Annotated in this window: 19 protein-coding genes; 4 read left to right on the top strand and 15 right to left on the bottom strand. The window is 33.3% G+C overall.

Annotated elements, in window-relative coordinates; all coding sequences use genetic code 11:
- Positions 1–25: 25 nt before the first annotated feature.
- The 3 genes from O5O44_RS07985 to O5O44_RS07975 are packed head-to-tail and all read right to left on the bottom strand — an operon-like array spanning position 26 to position 2,699.
- Positions 26–1,573: a DUF4097 family beta strand repeat-containing protein gene (locus tag O5O44_RS07985; protein WP_289193843.1), complete on the bottom strand. Its 1,548-nt coding sequence runs from the start codon at positions 1,571–1,573 to the stop codon at positions 26–28.
- Between the two features lie 12 nt (positions 1,574–1,585).
- Positions 1,586–2,164, bottom strand: a complete 579-nt coding sequence (locus O5O44_RS07980; protein WP_019386564.1) for a hypothetical protein — start codon at positions 2,162–2,164, stop codon at positions 1,586–1,588.
- A complete protein-coding gene (locus O5O44_RS07975; protein ID WP_289193842.1) occupies positions 2,148–2,699 on the bottom strand; it encodes an RNA polymerase sigma factor in 552 nt (183 codons plus the stop codon). Before O5O44_RS07975 ends, O5O44_RS07980 begins: the two co-directional genes overlap by 17 nt.
- 348 nt (positions 2,700–3,047) lie before the next feature.
- On the opposite strand from O5O44_RS07975, the gene O5O44_RS07970 reads away from it, so the two are divergent.
- Together O5O44_RS07970 and meaB are read left to right on the top strand one after the other, a co-directional pair.
- Entirely contained in the window at positions 3,048–3,602 is a 555-nt protein-coding gene (locus tag O5O44_RS07970) for a DUF2911 domain-containing protein (protein WP_289193841.1), read from the top strand.
- Positions 3,603–3,668: 66 nt separating this feature from the next.
- Complete coding sequence (meaB, locus tag O5O44_RS07965; protein ID WP_289193840.1) at positions 3,669–4,745, top strand: methylmalonyl Co-A mutase-associated GTPase MeaB; 1,077 nt, start codon at positions 3,669–3,671, stop codon at positions 4,743–4,745.
- Here the strand turns inward: meaB and O5O44_RS07960 are convergent.
- The 7 genes from O5O44_RS07960 to mnmA form a co-directional block, all read right to left on the bottom strand.
- Positions 4,728–5,303: a phosphatase PAP2 family protein gene (locus O5O44_RS07960; RefSeq protein WP_289193839.1), complete on the bottom strand. Its 576-nt coding sequence runs from the start codon at positions 5,301–5,303 to the stop codon at positions 4,728–4,730. The two genes, meaB and O5O44_RS07960, sit on opposite strands and share 18 nt — an antisense overlap.
- Before the next feature lie 120 nt (positions 5,304–5,423).
- Entirely contained in the window at positions 5,424–5,651 is a 228-nt protein-coding gene (locus tag O5O44_RS07955; protein WP_026009937.1) for a DUF8828 family protein, read from the bottom strand.
- A gap of 8 nt (positions 5,652–5,659) precedes the next feature.
- On the bottom strand, positions 5,660–7,036 hold the full coding sequence (locus O5O44_RS07950; protein WP_289193838.1) for an MATE family efflux transporter: 1,377 nt from the start codon (positions 7,034–7,036) through the stop codon (positions 5,660–5,662).
- Between the two features lie 276 nt (positions 7,037–7,312).
- A complete protein-coding gene (locus O5O44_RS07945; protein ID WP_289193837.1) occupies positions 7,313–8,092 on the bottom strand; it encodes an FkbM family methyltransferase in 780 nt (259 codons plus the stop codon).
- Positions 8,093–8,113: 21 nt separating this feature from the next.
- On the bottom strand, positions 8,114–9,055 hold the full coding sequence (locus O5O44_RS07940) for an NAD(P)H-dependent flavin oxidoreductase (protein WP_289193836.1): 942 nt from the start codon (positions 9,053–9,055) through the stop codon (positions 8,114–8,116).
- Positions 9,055–10,689 carry a S8 family serine peptidase gene (locus O5O44_RS07935; protein ID WP_289193835.1) on the bottom strand — a complete coding sequence of 545 codons (1,635 nt, stop codon included), beginning with the start codon at positions 10,687–10,689 and terminating at the stop codon, positions 9,055–9,057. Before O5O44_RS07935 ends, O5O44_RS07940 begins: the two co-directional genes overlap by 1 nt.
- A gap of 24 nt (positions 10,690–10,713) precedes the next feature.
- Positions 10,714–11,901: a tRNA 2-thiouridine(34) synthase MnmA gene (gene mnmA, locus O5O44_RS07930; RefSeq protein WP_289193834.1), complete on the bottom strand. Its 1,188-nt coding sequence runs from the start codon at positions 11,899–11,901 to the stop codon at positions 10,714–10,716.
- A gap of 177 nt (positions 11,902–12,078) precedes the next feature.
- Here mnmA and O5O44_RS07925 point away from each other — a divergent pair, with 177 nt between their 5' ends.
- Positions 12,079–13,062, top strand: a complete 984-nt coding sequence (locus tag O5O44_RS07925; RefSeq protein ID WP_289193833.1) for a fasciclin domain-containing protein — start codon at positions 12,079–12,081, stop codon at positions 13,060–13,062.
- An 82-nt stretch (positions 13,063–13,144) separates the two neighbouring features.
- Here O5O44_RS07925 and O5O44_RS07920 read toward each other — a convergent pair whose 3' ends face one another.
- The 5 genes from O5O44_RS07920 to folE form a co-directional block, all read right to left on the bottom strand.
- The gene (locus O5O44_RS07920) at positions 13,145–13,849 is read right to left on the bottom strand and encodes a toxin-antitoxin system YwqK family antitoxin (protein WP_289193832.1); all 705 of its coding nucleotides are present in this window, start codon (positions 13,847–13,849) and stop codon (positions 13,145–13,147) included.
- 143 nt (positions 13,850–13,992) lie between these two features.
- Entirely contained in the window at positions 13,993–15,879 is a 1,887-nt protein-coding gene (gene yidC / locus O5O44_RS07915; RefSeq protein ID WP_289193831.1) for a membrane protein insertase YidC, read from the bottom strand.
- Positions 15,880–15,954: 75 nt separating this feature from the next.
- Positions 15,955–17,595 carry a CTP synthase gene (pyrG, locus tag O5O44_RS07910; RefSeq protein WP_289193830.1) on the bottom strand — a complete coding sequence of 547 codons (1,641 nt, stop codon included), beginning with the start codon at positions 17,593–17,595 and terminating at the stop codon, positions 15,955–15,957.
- 197 nt (positions 17,596–17,792) lie between these two features.
- Positions 17,793–18,062, bottom strand: a complete 270-nt coding sequence (locus O5O44_RS07905) for a hypothetical protein (RefSeq protein ID WP_019386579.1) — start codon at positions 18,060–18,062, stop codon at positions 17,793–17,795.
- A gap of 41 nt (positions 18,063–18,103) precedes the next feature.
- Complete coding sequence (gene folE / locus O5O44_RS07900; RefSeq protein WP_019386580.1) at positions 18,104–18,691, bottom strand: GTP cyclohydrolase I FolE; 588 nt, start codon at positions 18,689–18,691, stop codon at positions 18,104–18,106.
- Between the two features lie 181 nt (positions 18,692–18,872).
- Here folE and O5O44_RS07895 point away from each other — a divergent pair, with 181 nt between their 5' ends.
- Positions 18,873–21,365, top strand: a complete 2,493-nt coding sequence (locus tag O5O44_RS07895; protein WP_289193828.1) for a DUF5916 domain-containing protein — start codon at positions 18,873–18,875, stop codon at positions 21,363–21,365.
- The last annotated feature ends 44 nt before the right edge of the window (positions 21,366–21,409 follow it).

Here is a 21,409-nt window from a genome sequence, read left to right as displayed (position 1 = left end):
TTTTTAAGGGCTTTAAATTGTCGTTTTATTGCATAGAAACTTGACTATATTTCGCATTAATAACTATATTTTTTCCGTTAGCTAAATTCCCAAATGTGAAATTAGTAACTTGATGACCATCGGTATTGTTAGGATGTATAAAATGCGATCTGTTTCCTTTATACCTTAAATTAGATGGTGTTTGAGGTAAAGCTATTTCCACATCATTATTTTGAAGAATCATATTTAAACTAATAAAATCATCATCAATATTAAAAATTTTAATGTTCCCAATATTCCCATCTATAATAGCGCTTCCAAATAAATGCTCCACTTCAATATTAGACGATACAGCGTTTAATACTAAATGTTTCACATTTGAAAGTTCAGCATTGGTAACATAATTTAAATTTAATTCACCTAAATTCCAGTTTTTCACATAAATAGGTGAATATGAAGCATTAATGGAAGTTAAACTTCCATTAATGCTTTCTGCTTTAAATTTGGTATGTGATAAATCGGCTTCTAAATTATCAATATTAGCTGCAAACTCAATTTCACCATGCCTAACGTTTACTTTTAATTTAGCATCTTTTGGCATTTTTATTTTTATTGTTTTCTTAATGTTAGGGTTCGCTTTGTTATGAAACAATCGTTCTATTTCTTTCTCTCTATCTTTTATTAAAATAGAGCGCTCTTTCATATGATTTTTGTGTTCTTCTGCTCGCGCTTTATGTTCTGCAATACGTTTCTTTTGTTCTTTTAATCGTTCTTTTTGCGCTAACATACGTTCTGCTTGCGCTTCAGCACGTTCAGCTTGATGTTCCATACGTTCTGCGTAGCGTTCACTCCAATTTTCTATTTGTTCCGCGTAGCGTTCGCCAAATTTTTCACCCCAAGCTTCCATCTTTCTAGCATAGTCTTCACCAAATTTTTCACTCCATTCTTTTCCAAACTTCTCGCCCCATTCTTCCATTTTTTTGGCATAATCCTTTCCATATCTAGATTCAAACTTTTTTGTCCAGTCCTTTAAATACTGTTCACCATTTTTCTGGTAGGCATCATAATCAAAACTAAAAGCCCTAACACCTTCAGGCAATTCTGGTAGTTCTGGTAACTCAGGCATTTCGGGCATCTCTGGCATTTCAGGCATGTCAGGCATGTCAGGCATGTCAGGATTAAAATGCATCTGTGGCATATCTGCCAATTCAAATTTTAACTCCTGAAGCAAGGCTTTTACATCGTTTTCATGAAAATCACCCGAGTCATGGCTCGCCCATAAAGAAGATGTATGACCTCTATTTGTTCGTATAGACACCTCGTTACTGGTAGCATCAATATCTACATTCCACTGCTTTAAAGCTTCTTGAAGCTCTTCTTTACTTAAACTTTCGCCTTCTATATAAGCTTCAATTTCAATGGTGTTCTTATTCCATGTGTCAAAGACAATATTGCAATAGCTCGTGTTCAAATCAACAACAACATCCTTATCAACTTTTATAGATTGAGATACTTTTGTTAATTTTTGTTGCGCCAAAATATTCCCTATACTTAGAAAACAAAAGGCTATTAATTGGATTATAATTCTGTTCATTTTTTGATTTTTTTAGATTGATTTTGTCATTCCTTCGGCATTCACCTCCGAAGTATTAAATGCTTTCAATTGAGATTTCAAGCGGTACAATAAATTTAACCTAAGCTTTAGGTTATCAATCAAAGCATTAACTGTTAATTCACTTGGCCCTGAATCGGTTAACTCCAAAGATAATTTTTGGTATTCTTTATCTAGCTCATTCAATTGCATCAAATACCCATCAAATAAAGCTTTGGTTTCCGGAGTATATGTCATTTTAGACAACTCCAAATTAATACTCGCCAAATAGTAATCTTCTACCTTTTTTAAACCAGGGGAAATATCACCCAAGGTTTTAGTATCAACTGTTTTGGTCTTAGCAAGCATTGGAGTATCATCAATATTTTGTGTAGAAAAATACTTGAAACCAGCCAAAGTAAAACCTAAAAGTATCACCGCACTTGCTACAATTCGCAGCCAACTAAATCCAGATGTTTGAGTTACAGGCAAAGCCTCATCTAACTTATTTAAAAAGCGCTCTTGATGATTTTTGGGCATCTTTTCATTCGTTATTTTATCATTTTTAAATAACTCTCTAAGATCTTGTGCCATTTTTTTTAAGTGTTAACAGTTTTTGTAATTTTACTTTTCCTCTAGATAGTTGTGTTCTTGATGCCACTTCGGTAATGTCTAGAATCTCCGAAATTTCCTGATGGTCGTAACCCTCAATTAAATAAAGCATCACAACATATCGATACTTATCAGGCAACTCATTTATCGCCGCTTTAACATCGTTTAATGTTATCGTATCGTCTACTAACCATTTGCTGTCTTCTTCTGTATCTACAACTTTCAACGAAACCGCATCCAAAGCAACAAGGTGTTGTTTCTTCGCTTTCAAAAAGTCAATACATTTATTAACAACAATACGTTTTAACCATGCCCCAAAAGTGACCTCTGCTTTGTATTGATGCAATTTTGTAAAAGCCTTAATAAAAGCCTCTTGCACCACATCTTCAGCATCGGCAGCATCCTTTAAAAACCGTTTAGCAACAATATACATACCATCGCAGTACTGGTTGTATAACTGCAGTTGTGCTTTGCGGTTGTTCTGTTTACATTGTTCAATAATGTCAACTTTAAACATGCTGGTTTTACTTTTGGTATAAGTTAGTTCATTTTAAAGACGAATAAAAAAACAGAGTGTTGCAAAAAAAATGAAATTAAAAATTAAAAATAATCTTTTTTAGGGCGTTACCCCACTTCTGTCGGGGTCAGGCTATTCGTTGCAAGTCCTCGTGCCTGTGGGCTTTCCACTGCTATCCTTAACGCGGGCGTTTCTGTTAAAACCTGTTTTTAATAGCAAAATTTTACACTTTTATAACAGGCCAATTCACATGCAAAATCATGTACAACAAAACTAAATAATTTCACGTTTGTATATTTATTAGTTATTCCTTTTAAATTATCTTTGCACCTTAATTAATTGCTGTATATGAACACCTTTTTAAAGAACACCTTAATCCTTTTATCCATTCTGGCTTTAGGATTATTTTTATATTCTGTTTTTGTAGAAAATATATTTGCCAAACGCCTTAGTCCTAAAGATACTGTAGAGTTTAAACTAAACGACTTAAAACTAGAAGTTTTCTATAACCGTCCATCTAAAAAAGATCGCGAAATTTTTGGAGCATTAGTCCCTTACAATCAAGTTTGGAGAACTGGAGCTAACGAAGCCACTACCTTCGAAACCAACAAACCGTTAGAAATTAAAGGCGTTAATATTCCTGCAGGGAAATACACCTTATGGACAGTACCTAAAGATTCTACATGGACTGTTATTTTCAACTCCAAACAATATTCATGGGGTGTCAATGCCCAAATGCAACCTATGTGGGATCCAAATTACGACGTATTAAATATTGAAGTACCGGTGGAAAAATTAGATAATACCGTAGAACAGTTTACCATCGCATTCGATAATTCTACAGACAAACTGTATCTAACTATGGCTTGGGATGATGTAAAGGTAGCAGTACCTTTAAAATAGAAGCCGATATTAAGTTCGGCTTGAAACGAAATATTATCGTAAATTTAGACAAACATTCGTCTGCTTGTGTCAAAATCTAAAAAATCAGCCTTAGAAGAAAAAAAAGGGGTTTCCATTTCCGAAATCACGAGTAAATCTTCAATTGATGCTTTTAAAAATAAGCGAAAAGCAGATATTGACACTTCCAATTTAATAGAATCCCTTCTCAATAAAGATATAACAGCATTAAGTAGAGCGATAACTTTAATAGAAAGTAAAAATCCTCAACATAAAGAAAAAGCCACTAACATCTTGCAAGCTTGTTTACCACATGCTAATAATTCCATTAGAATTGGTATTACCGGAGTTCCTGGAGTTGGCAAAAGCACCTTTATTGAAACCTTCGGAAAACATCTTACCGCGATTGGTAAACGAGTTGCTGTTTTAGCGATAGACCCGAGTAGCACCATTACAAAAGGTAGTATTTTAGGTGATAAAACCCGAATGGAAGAATTAGTAAAAGACGAAAATGCTTTTATCCGTCCGTCGGCTTCTGGAGATTCTTTAGGTGGTGTTGCTAGAAAAACAAGAGAGTCCATTATTCTTTGTGAGGCCGCAGGTTTCGATGTGATTATTATTGAAACTGTTGGTGTTGGCCAAAGCGAAACAACTGTACATAGTATGGTCGATTTCTTTTTGCTTTTAAAGTTGGCTGGTGCTGGTGATGAACTTCAAGGTATTAAACGTGGTATTATTGAAATGGCAGATGCCATTGCCATTAACAAAGCAGATGGCGATAACCTAAAACGAGCCAAACTTGCTAAAGTAGAATTTAATAGAGCACTTCACCTCTACCCTGCAAAATCATCAAATTGGCAGCCCCAAGTAACCCTTTGTAGTGCTTTAAAAAATGAAGGAATTGATGCTATATGGGATATTATTTCAGAATATATCAAAACAACAACAAATAATAATTATTTCAATACAAATCGAAACGAGCAAAATAAATACTGGCTCATTCAAACCATAGAAGAACAACTCAAATCGAATTTCTTTAATACCCCAAAAATTAAAAAGGCACTTAAAAATCAACTCGAACTTCTAGAAACAAATCAAACCACACCTTTCGCCGCGGCAGAGTATTTACTAAAACTTTACAGCTAAATACTTACGCAATAAAAACTTGCTGAGTTTGTAAAACCCAAATCCAGAAATAGCGCCAAAGGTCATACCACAAAATACATCCAGCGGGTAATGTACCCCAACATAAATCCTACTGTAAGCCACTACTGCACTCCAAAATAGTAAAATAAAGATTAAATTTTTGTAGTATGGTTTCAGCATTAAACCCGCAAAAACCGCAGCAGCCATAGAGTTTGAAGAATGCCCTGAGAAAAAACCATATTTACCACAGCGCACTGCTATAAAACGTAATTCATCTGCAATTTCGGCAACACCGCACGGTCGAGGCCTCATAAAACCTCTTTTAAAAACGTTAGTTACTTGGTCTGTAAACGTAATCATTAATACAATTACAACAATAAATACTAATAAAGCATTGACTCCAAAATGCTTGTGCAGCAAATAAAGTAAAATCACATACAAGGGTATAAAAGCAAATTTGTTGGTAATTAAAAGCCACAAACCATCCCAGGTTGTCGAGCCTAAATTATTTAAAAACAAGAATAATTCTGTGTCGTATTCTAAAAGTTGTTCAATCATTAGTAATTATTTCAGCGCCTGCCTGCTGGCAAGCAGGTTACCACAAGGGTCGGGCTTTCCTTTACAATCTTTTTGCTCGTGCCTTACAAAAAGGATTTCCATTACAATCCCTAACGCAACTTAGTCTTCGTATTTAGCTATTTCGTTATCATAAAACGCTGTAGCCTCTTTTATAGCATTTTCGGTTTCAGTTTCTAATTCCTTTTGGTCTTCCATATCAAAATCTTCAAACCATTCCACCTCATCATTCTCAAGATTAATAATAAACCTAGGAAATTCAGTATGAATAACATAAATGGCGTTAGGAAATTCGGTATTATCACCAAGTATAAATTTAGGAAGTTTCATTTTCATAATTATTTGTTAGACAAAATTAATTTTTTTGTCAAATAGTTAAATCGAATATACAATAAAATTGCAGCTGTTGTTAAACCTGCTAGTAATCCTAACCAAATTCCAAAGCTACCATAAGCATCTTCTTTCCCTAAAAACCAACTTATAGGAAAGCCAATAAGCCAATACGAGATGAATGTAATTACCGTTGGAATTTTTACATCTTGTAAACCTCTTAACGCGCCCAATACCAAAACTTGTATACTGTCGCTTATCTGAAAAATAGCAGATGCAATTAACAATTTAGAAGCAATACTTACCACTTCTTGATTGTCTACAAAATTTTTAGCGTCATCAAAATCTACATATATTTTTGGCAGATTCTCATGAAATACAAAGAAAAACAAAGCAAAAACTAAGGCAAAAATTGTACCCATAAAAAATAAGGAATAGGCAATTCTACGTAACTCAAAATAGGCTTTTAGTCCTTTTTGATTACCAACACGAATCATGGCCGCAACACTTAAACCCATGGCAACCATGAACGTCATGGAACTTAGGTTTAAAGCAATTTGATTAGCTGCTTGCGGATTTTTACCCAATAACCCACTTAACCAAATGGCAGCTGTAAATATGGCGACTTCAAAAAACATTTGCATTGCACTGGGTGCGCCAAGGTTTATAATTTTTCTAAGCATAAGTTTATCAAGTATAAAAAACTTAATATGAGTTACATAAGCCTTCGATTTCTTTTTGCCTTTTAATAAAACCCATAAATGCCAAACCATAATTATTCTAGAAGCCAACGTGCCATAAGCTGCACCAACAATACCTAACTCAGGGAATCCAAATTTCCCAAATATTAATAAGTAATTTAGAATGATGTTAACTATGTTCGCTAAAAGCGTTGCATACATAGGATACTTGGTCATAGATAAACCATCGCTAAATTGTTTAAACCCCTGAAAAATAATTAATGGTATTAATGAAACTGCAACCAAGTCTAAATACGGAATTGCTAATTCCACAACCTCAACAGGTTGCTTCATTAAATACATTAATGGCTTTGCAAAAAATACTAAAAGAAAAAGTAAAACGCCCAGAACGGTACATAAAAACAATCCATTTTTAAAAGCCGATTTCCCTTTTACAAAATCTTCAGCAGAGTCTGCTTCAGCAATTAATGGTGTAATAGCAGTAGAAAAACCTATACCTAAAGACATGGCAATAAACATAAAACTGTTTCCTAAAGACACTGCCGCTAATTCAGCAGTTCCCAATTGCCCAACCATAATGTTATCAATAAAACTAACAAAAGTGTGTCCAAGCATTCCTAACATTACAGGTGCGGCAAGTTGCCAATTGTATTTAAATTCTTTTGTATAGTCGCTAAATTGCATTTCACAAATGTAGTATTTAGCTATTATTTAATATAAATATTAAACTATTCTTTTAATTTATTATCAAATTAACAAATGTTAATAAAACATGATAACTTGTAAGTTTTATATTATAGATTTTTAATATTTTTACGGTGCCTTAAGTCGTTCTCACTAAAACTATATAGCATTAGGAAACATTTAGCTATTTATAGGGATGAATTATTTATGCTGTGGTTTCTAAACAAAAAGGAGGAAATAAATTTCCTCCTTTTTAATTCTATATTCAATTCATCATTAATGATGAAATATTAAATTTTCACCTTGTTTTACTGTACTAAAATTATGCTCTTTTAATTTAGTATCAATAAATTCAGTGACACCTTTTGAATACATTTCATGTAATTCTACAATGCCATATTTAGTTTTTGATAACCAATCACTGTAGTTTTCAGTAAAAACAATTTTCTCAGAACCTTCTATATCAATTTTCAAAAAATCTATCGAATCTAATTGATACAATTTCATTATATCATTTATCGAATAGCCTTTAAACTCACCTTCATCTTGACTAACTTCTTGAACTTGAAACGCCCACTTTCCTGCTTTCTTATTTCTAATAGATAAATGAGATGTTTTACTCCATACACCCCCATGAATACCTTTTACGTTATTATAAGCAGATGTGTTTTTCTTAATCATATTAAAATTTGATTCATCAGGCTCTACTGCGATAATTAGTGCGTTTTCAAATTTCTTAGCAAAATAAAGTACAGAATAACCACAATTAGATCCTGCATCAATAATTGACTTTACAGGAAAATCAATATCAATATTATGATCTTCTTCAAGAAAAATTTGCTTAAATATTTTAAAATCACTTGTGTTGGCTCTGAGATATATTGGATTATTATAACCTTTAACATTAAGCGCAATAAGGTGCTGCTTTTTAAATTTGTTTTTAAACAATAATGATATGAATTGAATGGGTCCTAATAAATAAATCCATTTGGGAACCCATTTTATCTGATATATTCTATTAATAAGTTTATATATAAATGTTTTTTTTAATTTCATAAGTTATTTTAAACTATTCTATTAGAGTTGTTGAATATTCGACTTTGCATTCTCAAATTCCTGCATTATTTCTTCAACAATCTGATGGACAGGTTGTATATCGTGTATCAGCCCTGAAATCTGGCCTATTTCTAATTCGCCTTCTTCTAAATCGCCTTCAAACATACCGCGTTTTGCTCTTGCCCTACCCAATAAGTCTTTAAGTTGCTCTGGCGTTGCACCAGATTTGTAAAGTGCTTCAATATCTCTATAAAACTTATTCTTTATTAATCTAACGGGAGCTAATTCTTTTAAAGTTAATTGGGTATCGCCTTCTTTGGCATCAACAACGACTTGTTTAAATGCTGTATGTGCCGAACTTTCCTCACTAGCCACAAACCTACTCCCTATTTGAACACCATCGGCACCTAAAATCATAGTGGCTAACATCGCTCTACCTGTTGCAATGCCACCTGCAGCTATTAAAGGAATATGTATTTGCTCTTTTACCATTGGTATTAATGTTAGTGTAGTAGTTTCATCTCTACCGTTATGTCCGCCAGCTTCAAAACCTTCAGCAACAATAGCATCAACTCCAGCTTCCTGAGCTTTCAATGCAAATTTTACACTGCTTACAACATGCACAACAGTAATACCGCGTTCTTTTAACCAAGAGGTCCAAGTTTTAGGGTTGCCTGCCGAGGTAAATACTATTTTTACATCTTCCTCTACAATGATATCCATGATTTCCTGTATATTAGGATAGAGCATTGGTACATTGACTCCAAAAGGTTTATTTGTTGCTTTTTTACATTTAATAATATGTTCTCGCAATACATCAGGATACATAGAACCTGCACCAATGAGTCCAAGAATACCAGAATTGCTAGATGCGGACGCTAGTCTCCAACCACTATTCCATATCATGCCCGCTTGAACAATTGGATATTTTATATTAAAAAGTTTGGTAATTCTATTCGACATTATTGTTTTATAAGTTTAACAGATTTTGAAAACGTTTTACTAGTAAGTTTTACAATATATAGTCCTTGTGCCAAAGAAACAGTACTAATTTCATTTATACTTTCAGAAATATTATAAGTATTAATTTCTTCTCCTAAAATGTTGTAAATTTTCAAAGTAGTGCTTTCAGCTAAATCAGGTAGTTTTATAAAAAGATTATCCCTTACAGGATTAGGATAAATTTGTACATCAAAATTATCAGCAAGATCCGTGTTAAAAGCCAATGTTGTATTCAAAGCCCATTCAAGATTGGGAATACCGTAACCTAAAAAATAATCTGGTGAAGTGAATTGAGAGCTAGACTCACGAACCAGTTGCATAATTTCAGCGTTTGTTTTGTTTGGCAATGCTTGCCATAAACAAGCTATCCCTCCTGCTAAAATGGGTGAACTAAAAGAGGTTCCGTTTAATGTTCCAATGACATCGTTTGTGCCTATTACATAACTTGCTTGACCTTGAGCAACAACATCTGGTTTTTGATTGGGCTGTGTCGCATTTCCTCTTGAGCTAAATGATGCATAATTACCATTCAAATCAACTGCTCCTACGGTAAAAGCACCTGATGCATCAGCTGGTGCACTAACAATGCCCCAAGACGTATTTCCAGAGTTTCCAGCCGATGTTACTAATAAAAGTCCTTTCTCAAATGCAATATTAGCACCTTTACTTATAAAAGCGGTATTGCCATCCATATCGGCTTGGGTATAACTGTAGTTAGGATTGTCATATGTAGTATAACCTAATGATGTATTAACAAGATCAACACCTAAACTGTCCGCACGTTCAACAGCTTCAACCCAATAACTTTCTTCTACTGGATTTTCATTAGGGGCATCTTCAGTTATAAATAGATAATAAGAAGCATCAGGTGCTGTACCCACAAAATTATTTTCAATGTAACCTGCCATATCACTTAAAACCCAAGTACCATGGCTACTTGTAGTCCCTGTGTAAACATCAATATCGCGGTTAACAAAATCATAAGTTCCTAGTATATTACCTGCATTTCTTAATCTTTGAAACGATGTCATGTTATCTACGTTTGGAAAACCAGAATCTAAAACTGCTATGGTCATGCCGTCTCCCGTATAATCGGCTAGATGCAGTTTATCACCATTAAACATTTCAATTTGGTTGGTTGCATCACCGTAATTGAAAACTGTAAAGTTGTTTTCTTCTTTCGAAAGTTTGGTATGGTTTAGTTTAGTTTTCGTTTTCGTGTTTTTCGCATTTAAATTTTTATCTGCAAAATCAATTACTGAAACAAAAGTAAAACTAGTTAAAGACTCAATTTCTGTTTGTGAGCCTCTCACATGCACAGCATTGAACCATTTCGATTTTGCCAAAACAGAGATTCCTGTTGCATTTTTTAGTTGCGTAATATAGGTTTCGTTAACGGGTACATCTCTGTCGTCAATAACAACGCCATGAGCATTTTTTCTATCTATTGCTTTTTGCGTAAGAATACTTAAGGGGTTGGCTATTGAAGCAGCTACATTTTCCTTGTAAGCAAAGTAAATCCAGGCATCTTCAATTTGCGCAATTAAATTGTAATGGAAACAACAAAATACCAGAAGCAGCAACACTTTTTTCATAACCTAAGATTAAGCAATGCTAAGTTATGAAATTACTCCCGAACCTATTAATTCATTTTCAATATACCATGCAACAAATTGTCCTTCTGTGATTGCTGATTGAAATTCTTCAAATTCAACGTACAAACCACTATCCACTTTATACAAAGTAGCTTTTGCTAATGGTTGACGATAACGAATTCTCGCTTTTACCTGCATTGTTTGATCAACTTGTAAAGCCAAATCTTCGCGAATCCAATGTAACTCTTCATTAGCTACGAAAAGCGCTTTTTTGTATAATCCAGGATGCTCTTTACCTTGTCCTGTATAGATAACGTTTTGTTCAACATCGGTATCGATTACAAATAATGGCTCAACAGTTCCACCAACCGATAATCCTTTCCGTTGGCCTTTAGTAAAATAATGGGCGCCTTGATGTTTACCAACCACTTTACCATAATCAACTTTATAATTTATTTTTCTAGATAAGTGTTTTAATTTTTCTTCTTCCGAATCAAATAACAATCTATCTTCTTTATATATGTCTTGCTCTTTCGGAATTTCAACAATAATACCTTCTTTAGGTTTTAATTGTTGTTGAAGAAAATCTGGCAACTTTACTTTACCAATAAAGCATAAGCCTTGGGAGTCCTTTTTTTCTGCAGTTACCAAATCTAATTTTGTAGCTATCTCTCTAACTTCTGGTTTAGTTAACTCACCTATAGGAAATAAAGCTTTTGATAATTGCTCTTGCGATAATTGACACAAAAAATACGATTGATCTTTATTACCATCTACCCCGGCTAAAAGTTGATAAACTTTACTGCCATCTTTTTCAATAACACCTTTTCTGCAATAATGACCCGTAGCAACGTAATCTGCACCAAGCTCTAATGCTATTTTCATGAAGACATCAAACTTAATCTCTCTATTACATAGTACATCTGGGTTTGGTGTTCTTCCTTTTTCGTATTCATGGAACATATAATCTACTATACGCTCTTTATACTCCTCACTTAAATCGACTGTTTGAAAAGGGATTCCTAATTTTTCTGCAACTAACATAGCATCATTGCTATCGTCTAACCATGGACACTCATTGGAAATAGTCACAGAATCATCATGCCAGTTTTTCATAAACAAGCCAATCACCTCATAACCTTGCTCCTTTAATAAATAAGCAGCAACACTTGAATCTACACCACCAGAAAGCCCAATAATAACGCGTTTCATTCTTTAAAAATTAGTGTACAAAGATACACAATATTGTAACATTTAAAGGGCTTTTGGCTATTCGAAAATACTATATCAAAATAGTTTTGTTTATTTTTTTTTAAAATATATTGAACAAAACTTGTTTGTTTGTTTAATTATTTTATATATTTGTTAAACAAAATAAAACCTTACACTATGAAAAATTTAAAATTATTAGAAAAGTTAAGCTTAATCATTGTATTAATGATAGCATTTACATCATGTAGTAATGATGATGACAACAGTACTCCTGCACCACAACCACTTAATATTGTTGAAACTGCACAGTCAGTTAGTGATTTAAGTATATTGGTTGAAGCTGTAGTGCAAGCTGGATTAGTTGATGCTTTATCGGCATCAGGGGATAAAACAGTTTTAGCACCAACAAATGCCGCGTTTTCAGCTTTTCTTGCTGAAAAAGGATTTAATTCCTTATCTGAAGTACCAAATGCGTTACTTACACAAATTTTATTGAACCATGTAATTGACGGTGCAAATATTCCATCTTCCGCACTTATTGATAATACAGGGTATGCAAACACTTTAGCTGACGGACCAAACGGAACGAAATTAAGTATCTATTATGATGGTACTTCGGGAGTTTCTTTCAACGGAGGAGCTTCAGTAGCCATAGCTGATGTTAGCACTACAAACGGAATTGTGCATGTAATTGATACGGTAATTGATTTACCTACTATAGCGACGTTTGCTACAACTAATCCTGCGTTATCAACGTTAGTTGGAGCGTTAGCCTATGCAGATACAGGAATGCCAACTGTACCATACATTCAAACAGTTTCTACATCAGATGCTGGACCGTTTACAGTTTTTGCACCTACAAACGATGCATTTGCTGCCTTATTAGCGGAATTAGAAATTGATGCGTTAACAGATTTAGAGACCTCGACTGTAGATGCTGTATTATTACACCACATTGTTAATGCCAACGTTCTATCTAGCCAATTAGCAAGTGGAGAAGTAAGTACGTTAGGTGGAGCTATAACTGCAGATGCTTCGGTATTCACTTTAACAGATGCCAACGCGAGAACAAGTAATATCGTAACAAGTTTAATAAATATACAAGGAACCAATGGTGTGGTGCACGTTATAGATCGTGTAATCCTACCAGCTGCTGAATAATTTTAGTTTGGTTTGTTGAATGTAGACATCCTTTTAGTCTATTCCCACTAAAAATTGTCTATGAAAAAGGCGCCTTAAGAAATTAAGGCGTTTTTTTTATGTATTTAGGTTTATAGCTGAAATCTTTTTCTGTTACTTTTTTTCCATTTTCAAAATTCTCCCAAACACCATCTTTCTTACCACGCTTATATTGCCCTTGAGTTACCAACTCTCCTTTTGGATTATAAAATTTTGCTTCACCATGTAATTCATCATTTTCATAAATAAAAGATTTTAGAACCACACCTTTTACCGAATACCACATAGATACTCCATTTAATTTACCGTTTATATAACTTTTCTTTTCTGCTACCTGACCGTTGGGATAGTATACAAAACACTCTCCATTCAATAAGCCTTCATCGTTATAATACTCAACAGTCAATAATTGATCTGAGTTTTTTTGATAGTATTTCCAAGTACCAATATAAATTTTACCGTTCATTTTACCTTCACTAATAATCCGTCCGTTTGATGCTAAAAATTTAACTTCTGAGATATTATCATTTTCATTAAACAGTTTTGTTGCTGTTAAAATGGCTTTATTCTTATAATTTTTATAAAACTTGAATAAGCCAATTTCTTTACCATGATAAAACTGTCCTTCATATCTAGTAATATTAGTGCCATCAAAATTCTTTTTCCAAGAGCCATGACGTTTACCGTTTTCATCAAATGCATTTATATCCTGTGCTAGAACCAAATTGCAAGTCAGTGTTAAAACTATTAAACTAAATATCCTCTTCATTTCTTTTATTATTTCGCTTTCGCGGAAACTATATCTTGTTAACGATTGTTTTATAAGTTTGTTATATCAAAAAAGCTGCCAGATTGTAACTTGACAGCTTTTTGTTTTAAATGTTATTTTGAAACGTTTTCAGTTTATATTTACTATTTGCGTTTCTTTTGTGCTTGCTTTTGTTTTTCAGCTTGTTCCATCATTTCAGCCATTTTCTTCTGAAAACGATTCTCTTTTTTAGGCTGCTTTTTCTTCTCTTGAATCTGTGCATGAATTTTATCTTCATCAAGAATAAAGTTTTTAATCACTAATATAATTCCAATACTAATTAGGTTTGAAATAAAGTAATATAAACTTAAACCAGAAGCATAGTTGTTAAAGAAAAACAGCATCATGATAGGTGAGAAATACATCATATATTTCATCATTTTTGCCATATCTGGCATACCTTCTTGTTGCGGTTGAGCTTGCATATTTTGACCAGTAGTTAATCGCATGTAAAAGAAAATAGCTATAGAGGCCAAAATTGGAAACAAACTAACATGGTTACCGTAAAATGGAATGTTAAACGGTAAATTGGCAATAACATCATACGATGATAAATCGTCTGCCCATAGGAATGATTTTTGTCTTAAATCAAACGCCGAAGGGAAAAACTGAAATAAAGCATAAAACACTGGTAATTGAATTAATGCCGGTAAACATCCTGCCATTGGGCTTGCACCTGCTTTAGTTTGAAGCGCCATAGTTTCTTGCTGCGCTTTCATTTTGTTGTCTTTATACTTCGCTCTAATTTCATCCAATTCTGGCTTTAAAATTTTCATTTTAGCCTGAGATAAAAACTGCTTATACTGCACAAATGATAATAAGATTTTTACCAAAATAGTCATAACCACAATAGCAATTCCGTAAGGCATATATCCGCCCAAGAAGCCAAAAAGAGGCATAAAAATATAGCGGTTTATCCAACCAAAAATACCCCATCCAAATGGTACTAATTCATCTAGATTTCGATTGTATTTATTTAAAACTTTAAAATCACTAGGTCCGTAGTACCAATCCATCGATTGATTTAATTCTCCACCTTGCAACTCTAAAGGTATAGTTGTGGCAAAATGCTTGGTGTAAACCGTATCAATAGCCTCATCTTTTACAAGATTCTCAGTATTTACTTTAACTGTTTTAAAACGATTATCCGTTAATAAAACCGAAGAGAAGAAATGTTGCTTATAGCCTACCCAAGTAACATCTTCAATTACATCTTCTCCATCTCTGGTGTAATCTGCTTTTCCGTCTTCATAATCATAATGAATGTCTGTATATCTATTTTCATATGAAATACTTTTGGCGTGTCTGTAACCTTTAAGCTTCCAGTCTAAATTTATAGCCTGCGAACTGTTTATAACGTTACTTAAACCTTGAGAACGAATAGCAAAATCGATCATGTAATCGTTATCTTTTATTTCGTATCTATATTCTAAAAATTGATTTTCTGAAACTTTAAGTTTCATCGAAACCACTGTAACGTCAGCATTTTTTGTAACTGTTGGTACAAATGGCAAATCTTTAGTATTTAAAATTCTACTATCAGTAGTGCCGAAATTAATATTAAAAGAGGCATTATTATCTTTGATTAAATAAATAGGAATAGAATCAAAATCTACAAATTGTTTTAATCGAACTTCGGAAAGATATCCACCTTTGTTATTAAATTTAAGTGCTAATAAATCACTTTCAACCACGGTTTCTTGATCTGAAGATTGTAATGCTGAATAAGCAAAAGCACCTAACTTATTTTTTAACTGAACTACTTGAAGTGAATCGGCATCGGCTCCAACTGCATAGTCGTTGGCTGTAGTTACAAGTGTTTGCTCACCAACATCAGCTTTTTTTTCAGCCTCAACTTGCTCTTGTTTAGCTTTTTCCTGTGCTTCAATTTCTTCAGGTGTAGGCTGGTTTTGCCAAAGCATATAAGCCAATATTGCAAAAATAAGCACAAAGCCTATAATCGAATTGAGATCTAATTTCTTTTCTTCCATCTATTCTTTCGTATCGTTTAAAACTATTCCTAATTATTCAGGAATAACACAAGCTTATCAATAAGCTATCCAATTTTACTTTTGTGCCATAGTGGCATTATTTTTCTTTCTTTTGTAATTCAACGAAGCTTTTACAAATGCCACAAAAAGTGGATGTGGATTAGCAACAGTACTTTTATATTCTGGGTGATATTGTACACCAACAAACCAAGGATGTTCTGGTATTTCGATAATTTCAACTAATCCTGTATCTGGGTTTAAGCCTGTAGCAATCATTCCTGCGTCCTCAATTCTTTTTTTGTAATCACTATTAAACTCGTATCGGTGTCTGTGACGTTCTGTTATACTTTCGGCCTTATAAATATCTCTTACTTTACTACCCAATTTTAAATCGCAAGCCCAAGCACCTAAACGCATAGTTCCACCTTTATCGGTAATATTCTTTTGGTCTTCCATTAATCCAATAACTGGATTTTTGGTATTTAAATTCATTTCGGTAGAATCTGCATCAGCAATTCCTAGTACATTTCTAGAAAATTCAATAACCGCCATTTGCATGCCTAAACAAATGCCTAAAAAGGGCACTTTGTTTTCTCGCACATATTGCACCGCATCTATTTTACCATCAATTCCGCGCTCTCCAAAACCTGGAGCAACTAAAACACCATCTAAATGGGCTAATTTAAGTTTGGCGTTGTCTTTATTAATATATTCAGAATGCACAGATTCTACATTAACCTTCACTTCATTTTCTGCTCCTGCATGAATAAAGGCTTCTAAAATGGATTTATAAGAATCTTGAAGCTCCACATACTTTCCAATTAAGCCAATAGTGATTTCAGTTTTAGGATTTTTATGACGGTGTACAAATTGATTCCATTGTTCAATATCTGGTTTCGTGCTTTTTAAATTCAATTTATCAAGAACCACCTTATCTAACCCTTCTTCAAGCATTAAATTTGGTACATCATAAATGGTTGATGCGTCTATAGATTGAATTACTGCATTTTCTTTTACATTACAAAACAGTGCTAGTTTTCTACGCAACTCTTTAGGTAAATCATGCTCGGTTCTACAAACTAATATATCTGCTTGAATTCCACTTTCCATCAATGTTTTAACACTGTGTTGGGTCGGTTTTGTTTTTAGTTCACCTGCCGCAGAAAGATAAGGTACTAAGGTTAAGTGAATAACTATACCATTATTTTCACCTAAATCCCAACGTAATTGTCGAACAGCTTCAATATATGGTAGAGATTCAATGTCACCAACTGTTCCTCCAATTTCAGTAATTACGATATCATACTTACCAGAATTTCCTAAGATTTGAACACGTTCTTTAATTTCATCGGTAATATGCGGCACTACTTGAACCGTTTTACCTAAAAACTCACCTCTACGCTCCTTTTCAATAACACTTTGATAAATTCTTCCGGTAGTAACATTATTGGCTTGACTTGTTGGTCGGTTTAAAAAACGCTCATAATGACCTAAATCCAAATCGGTTTCTGCACCATCCTCGGTAACATAACATTCGCCATGTTCATAAGGGTTTAATGTTCCTGGATCTACGTTAATGTAAGGATCTAATTTTTGAATGGTAACTCTATAGCCTTGAGCTTGTAGTAATTTAGCAAGAGATGCTGCTATAATTCCTTTTCCTAGTGATGATGTAACACCGCCGGTTACAAATATGTATTTTGTAGTAGTTGTCATGTTGCGCTTATAAACGCAGGCAAATTTACAAAATTAAAATAGTTATTAGAGAATTGTTTTTAGATATTTAAAAGGATTTATAAACTACTTTTTAACGATATGTTTTTAGAGTTCATTTTATTAAATTTAAATACAAAAAAATGAGTTGACAAAGTATAACTTATCTATACCTTAACTGAAAAAAAAAAGTGATAAGGTTATACCTCTACAACCTGCTCCTTTTTTTGAAAAACATAGGTTAAAAACCACATAATAGTAAAGGTTGGAATAATATCAAGTCCAGGTATAATTTCTTCTATAAACGACACGACTCCAGCAATTTTACCTTTAGTACCTTTATACATTTTGCTCATTAAATATCCTGAAGCTGGTGCCCAAATAATATCGAATACCGTTAACATTCCAATAGCATCAAACACAATACTTAATGCAAGCTTTTTATTTTTACTTAAGTTTTCTAAATTCATAGTTATTTTTTAATAGTTATATAACAAATAACATACCAGATTTATTTTCCTATAAGCTTTAAAAATTCATTTCTGGTTTCAATTTTTTCAAATTGCCCTCTAAAACCAGATGTTGTTGTGATTGAGTTTTGTTTTTGTACACCGCGCATCATCATACACATATGCGAAGCTTCAATAACAACCGCAACACCTTGTGGTTTTAATGTATCATTTATACAATCTAAAATTTGTTCGGTTAATCGTTCTTGAACTTGCAATCGACGCGCAAAAACATCAACTATCCGCGGAAGTTTACTTAGTCCAACAATTTGCCCATTCGGAATGTATGCTATATGTGCTTTTCCAAAAAAAGGTAAAATATGATGCTCACAAAGCGAATACAACTCAATATCTTTAACAATAACCATTTCATTGTAAGATTCTTTAAACATGGCTTCTTTTAAAATTTCAACAGGGTCTTGGTCGTAGCCTTGTGTTAAAAACTGCATCGCTTTTGCAGCTCTTTCTGGTGTTTTAACAAGTCCGTCTCTTGTAGTGTCTTCTCCTAAGTCTTTTATGATGTCTTCATATCTAGATTTAACATCATCAGTTATTTTCATATTGTATTCTTCAAAGCTTTTGTATGCCATAATGCGTGTTTGTCAAAAAAATAAAACTAAAGGTAGCTAAAAATTACATTTTCTACTGATAATCTAATTCGCGTATTCAATTTTTTAACTTTTTATTATGAATAATAAAAGATAACAAAATTAGTTTTGTTATAGTTATCAGACTAATAACGCATCATCAATCAATCAATCAATCAAAATAATGAAACAATCAATATTCATTTTAATGCTACTCTGCTTTTTATTAAAAGTAGAAGCTCAATCAAAAAAAACATATCAAATAACTCGAACTGAAACTGCGCCAAATATTGACGGAGTGCTTGACGAAAGTCTTTGGTCCAACTTGCAAGTTGCTACTGATTTTATTCAATTTAGACCAGACGTTGGAAAATCACCTACAAAAGAAAAGCGCACCGAAGTGAAAATGTCTTATGATGATAACGCCATTTACATTTCGGCTTATTTATATGATAACCCAGAAGATATCATGCGCCAGTTTACCCAGCGAGATAACTTTGGACAGTCGGATTTTTTTGGTATTATTTTTAATCCAAATAACGACGCTCAAAACAATACCGAATTTTTTGTTTTTAGTACAGGCACGCAAGCTGATGCTGTTGAAAGCCCTAGCAATGGTGAAGATTTTGGATGGAATGCAGTTTGGGAAAGTGCCGTTAAGGTTGTAGATAACGGTTGGGTTTTAGAAGTGAAAATACCTTATAGAGCTCTTCGCTTTACCCAGCAAGACGACCCAACTTGGGGGATTCAATTCCATAGACATTACAGAAAAACCAGGTCTCAATTTACATGGAATCCCATTGATGTCACAAAAGGTAATTTCGGACTTTATAATGCTGAATTAAAAGGACTAAAAGACATAAAACCTCCTACAAGATTAAGTTTCTACCCCTATTCTTCAGCCTTGATAAGTACATTTGATGGCGAAACTGATACTGATTTTGCTGCTGGTTTAGATCTCAAATATGGCATTACCGAGAATATTACTTTAGATGCTACTTTAATACCAGATTTTAGTCAAGCAGGATTTGATAATGTGATTCTTAATCTTGGCCCTTTCGAGCAACAATTTAGTGAACAACGTCAGTTTTTTACAGAAGGTGTAGACTTATTTAATAAAGGAGATTTGTTTTATACTAGGCGAGTTGGTAGTAGACCTATAAGTAGACCTGCAACTGATGATGATGAAGAAATTACCAATTATCCTGATAAAGTACAGTTACTTAATGCAGTAAAAATATCTGGTAGAACTAAAAAGGGTTTGGGCATAGGTTTTTTTAATGCTATAACTGAAAAAACCGAAGTAACCATTGAAAAAACCGAAGTCATAAACGAAAACACACCTGAAGAGACAATTATTAAATCGAAAAGAAATGCTGTAGCCGAACCTTTAGCAAACTATAATATTATGGTCTTAGACCAACAGTTTAATAAAAACTCATCAGTAACACTTATTAATACCAACGTGACTAGAAATGGCGAATTTAGAGATGCCAATGTTACAGGTTTATTGCTTGATTTGGTGAATAAGAAAAACACCTATGGCGCCATTGGCGAAATTAAAATGAGCACCTTTAATGATGTTGCCAACAAAGACAACGGTTATAGCGCTAAAGCTGGTGTTGGAAAGAACAGTGGTAAAGTAAGATATAGTCTTGTTTATAATTATGCCGATGAAAATTATGATATAAATGATTTAGGCATATTATTTAGAAACAATTATAGTAATTATAATGCAGAAGTATCTTACCGAATTTTCGAGCCAACAAAAAAGCTAAATAATTTCTATACTGGTGTCTGGTTTAATTACAACCAATTAGCAAACCCGAATGAATTTACTGGAGCCAACGTAGGCTTTAATATTAATGCTACTAACAAAAAATTACATGGTTTCGGCATTAACGGTAATTGGAACATTAATAAACGCTATGATTATTTTGAACCTAGAAACGGGTTTGACAGCTACTTTATAACTAAAAATTATGCACAATCCAATGTCTGGTTTTCTTCAAATTATAATAACTTTTTTGCTATAGATGCTAATGTTGGATACGCCAGATTTTTTGATAAAGAAAGAGATAACTTTAATAATATATGGTATGGTATAAATCCGCGTTTTAAATTTAATGATAAATTTCTTTTGGTTTTAGGCTATTCTTATGATGATTATACAGCCGATAGAGGGTTTATTAACGGGCAAAACGTTGAAAATGAAATTATATTCGGTCAGCGTGATCGAATCGAAACAACCGTTCGAATCTCTGGAAGTTATAACTTTAACCCTTTCAATGCACTTACACTTAGCTTTAGAAATTATCTAAGTCGAGTAACTTATGATGAAAAAGTTTATAACCTACAAGATAATGGTAATCTTTTAGTGTCTAACACACATACCAAAACAACTATTGGTAACGACGCCGATTTTAACCCTGATGCCAATTTTAATACTTGGAATTTAGATTTTAGCTACACTTGGCAATTTGCGCCAGGGAGCCAATTAACAGCATTATATAGAAATCAAATTTTTAATTTATCCAATGAATCAAGAGATCCTTATTTTAAAAGTTTGAATAGTTTATTCGACCAAGAAAAACGAAATACTTTTTCATTACGATTAGTTTATTTTATTGACTATAATGACATAAAAAACGTTTTCAGCAACAAAAACAGTTCTTAATTGTTCATCACAGTATAAAGTAGTAAATTCACAGCTGGAATTTT

Source organism: Algibacter luteus, from assembly GCF_030344935.1.
In the GTDB taxonomy this organism is placed as follows: Bacteria; Bacteroidota; Bacteroidia; order Flavobacteriales; family Flavobacteriaceae; genus Arenitalea; species Arenitalea lutea.
This window is presented reverse-complemented; position numbering and strand designations above follow the sequence as displayed.

What these genes read in the sequence shown, in the direction of transcription:
- folE (WP_019386580.1), bottom strand. Translation starts at nt 18,691, where the DNA reads ATGGCATACAAAAGCTTTGAAGAATACAATATGAAAATAACTGATGAT.
- O5O44_RS07945 (WP_289193837.1), bottom strand. Translation starts at nt 8,092, where the DNA reads ATGAAATTAAAAAAAACATTTATATATAAACTTATTAATAGAATATAT.
- O5O44_RS07925 (WP_289193833.1), top strand. Translation starts at nt 12,079, where the DNA reads ATGAAAAATTTAAAATTATTAGAAAAGTTAAGCTTAATCATTGTATTA.
- O5O44_RS07895 (WP_289193828.1), top strand. Translation starts at nt 18,873, where the DNA reads ATGAAACAATCAATATTCATTTTAATGCTACTCTGCTTTTTATTAAAA.
- O5O44_RS07970 (WP_289193841.1), top strand. Translation starts at nt 3,048, where the DNA reads ATGAACACCTTTTTAAAGAACACCTTAATCCTTTTATCCATTCTGGCT.
- yidC (WP_289193831.1), bottom strand. Translation starts at nt 15,879, where the DNA reads ATGGAAGAAAAGAAATTAGATCTCAATTCGATTATAGGCTTTGTGCTT.
- O5O44_RS07935 (WP_289193835.1), bottom strand. Translation starts at nt 10,689, where the DNA reads ATGAAAAAAGTGTTGCTGCTTCTGGTATTTTGTTGTTTCCATTACAAT.
- O5O44_RS07985 (WP_289193843.1), bottom strand. Translation starts at nt 1,573, where the DNA reads ATGAACAGAATTATAATCCAATTAATAGCCTTTTGTTTTCTAAGTATA.
- O5O44_RS07975 (WP_289193842.1), bottom strand. Translation starts at nt 2,699, where the DNA reads ATGTTTAAAGTTGACATTATTGAACAATGTAAACAGAACAACCGCAAA.
- mnmA (WP_289193834.1), bottom strand. Translation starts at nt 11,901, where the DNA reads ATGAAACGCGTTATTATTGGGCTTTCTGGTGGTGTAGATTCAAGTGTT.
- O5O44_RS07905 (WP_019386579.1), bottom strand. Translation starts at nt 18,062, where the DNA reads ATGAATTTAGAAAACTTAAGTAAAAATAAAAAGCTTGCATTAAGTATT.
- O5O44_RS07920 (WP_289193832.1), bottom strand. Translation starts at nt 13,849, where the DNA reads ATGAAGAGGATATTTAGTTTAATAGTTTTAACACTGACTTGCAATTTG.
- O5O44_RS07950 (WP_289193838.1), bottom strand. Translation starts at nt 7,036, where the DNA reads ATGCAATTTAGCGACTATACAAAAGAATTTAAATACAATTGGCAACTT.
- O5O44_RS07960 (WP_289193839.1), bottom strand. Translation starts at nt 5,303, where the DNA reads ATGATTGAACAACTTTTAGAATACGACACAGAATTATTCTTGTTTTTA.
- O5O44_RS07980 (WP_019386564.1), bottom strand. Translation starts at nt 2,164, where the DNA reads ATGGCACAAGATCTTAGAGAGTTATTTAAAAATGATAAAATAACGAAT.
- O5O44_RS07940 (WP_289193836.1), bottom strand. Translation starts at nt 9,055, where the DNA reads ATGTCGAATAGAATTACCAAACTTTTTAATATAAAATATCCAATTGTT.
- O5O44_RS07955 (WP_026009937.1), bottom strand. Translation starts at nt 5,651, where the DNA reads ATGAAACTTCCTAAATTTATACTTGGTGATAATACCGAATTTCCTAAC.
- pyrG (WP_289193830.1), bottom strand. Translation starts at nt 17,595, where the DNA reads ATGACAACTACTACAAAATACATATTTGTAACCGGCGGTGTTACATCA.